This window comes from Burkholderia sp. HMSC10F09 (genome assembly GCF_001806955.1).
GTDB lineage: Bacteria > Pseudomonadota > Gammaproteobacteria > Burkholderiales > Burkholderiaceae > Burkholderia > Burkholderia multivorans.
Map to the genome: position 1 here is coordinate 1 of NZ_KV786510.1, position 1,596 is coordinate 1,596.

A 1,596-nucleotide genomic window follows, 5' to 3' on the forward strand; every position below is an offset into this window, starting at 1 on the left:
CCGGCGCGCCGCATCGGCACGCGGCGCGCGCGTGCCCGGCAGGCCGAGCCACTGCGCGACGCGTTCGAGCGCGATGCGATCGGTCGGATCGACGGCCGCGCGGGCGCACGCATACGCCTGCGCGAGCACGCGGCGATCGTCGGGCGCGAGTTCGTCGTCGGCCGGATACATGCGGTACACGCTCAGGTGCACCGCGAGTTCGCCGAGCACGCGATGGATCGCGATCCGGCTGATGTCGCGTGTCGCGGGCGACGCGCGCGCGATGTCGTGCAGCTTGCGCGCGACGCGCGCATGTTCGCCGGCGAGCTGGCGCAGCAGCACGCGGCGCTTGCCGTCGACCGCTTCCTGCGCGAACGTGCGCGGCGAGCGCGACACGGCCGCCCAGTGCGCGCCGAGCGGTTCCGCGCCGGCCGGATCGTGCAGCAGCGCGGCGACGTCGTTCATGAAGTCGTAGCCGGTCGTGCCGTCGATCGGCCAGTCGGCGCGCAGCGTTTCGCCGGGCGCGAGGATCTTCTCGACGTAGATCGTCGGCGGCGTGTCGCGCTGCGCGGCGAGGCGCGCATGCAGCCGCCGGCAGTACGCGCGCGGATCGGCGAGCCCGTCGACGTGATCGACGCGTACGCCGTCGACGAGTCCCGCCGCATGGAGCCGCAACGGCAGCGCATGGACCGCGTCGAACACCGCGTCGTCCTCGACGCGTACGCCGGCCAGCGTCGCGATGTCGAAGAAGCGCCGCCAGTTGAGCTCGTCGGCGGCCGTGCGCCACCACGCGAGCCGGTAGTGCTGCCGTTCGAGCACATGGTGCAGGCACGCGCGCGAGCGCGCACGGCGCGGATCGGTGCCGTGCAGCACCGCGTCGAACGCATGCGGGCCGTGCGCGGCCGCGTGCGCACGCAGCGCCGCATGCGCGGCGGCGACGCGCGCACTGCCGCGCGTGGCCGCGGTATCGAAGCGTTCGGCGAGCGCGTTCAGGTCCGCGCGGTTCGCGACACGCAGGATTTCCGCATAGGTCGCGACCGCGACCGGCAGTTGCCGTCCCGCGCAGGCGATCGTGAAGCGCCCGGCCGCCGCGTCGATGCCGAGCGTGATGTCGCCGGCGGCGAGCGCGTCGCCGTACGGCGAGCCGAGGCAGGGCAGCAGCACCTTGCCGTCGAGCGTCGGGTCGGGCGGATGCCAGTCGATGTCGAAATAGCGCGCATACGGGCTCGCGGGGCCCCACTCGAGCACGTCGTTCCACCAGCCGTTCGACGAGCCGCCCACACCCATGTGGTTCGGCACGATGTCGACGATCACGCGCAGCCCGCGCGCGCGCAGCGCCTCGACGAGCCGCACGAAGCCCGCTTCGCCGCCGAGTTCCGGGCTGATCGCGCCGTAGTCGACCGTGTCGTAGCCGTGCCGCGAGCCGGGCTCCGCGGTCGTGATCGGCGACAGATACAGATGGCTGATGCCGAGCCGCGCGAAATAGTCCGCGTGCGCGGCCGCGTCGTCGAACGTGAAGCCGGCATGCAGCTGCAGCCGCAGGGTCGCGCGCGGCGTCATGCGCGTCGCTCCGGCGTGCCGCGCGCGTCGGCGAGCGCCGCGATGCGCGCGCGCGTG

General features: G+C 73.8%; 1 protein-coding gene. It reads right to left on the reverse strand.

The annotated features are described in order from the left end of the window. A partial coding sequence (treY, locus tag HMPREF3115_RS01955) for a malto-oligosyltrehalose synthase (protein ID WP_070553315.1) occupies positions 1 to 1,539 on the reverse strand: 1,539 nt, incomplete at its 3' end. Positions 1,540 to 1,596 lie beyond the last annotated feature (57 nt).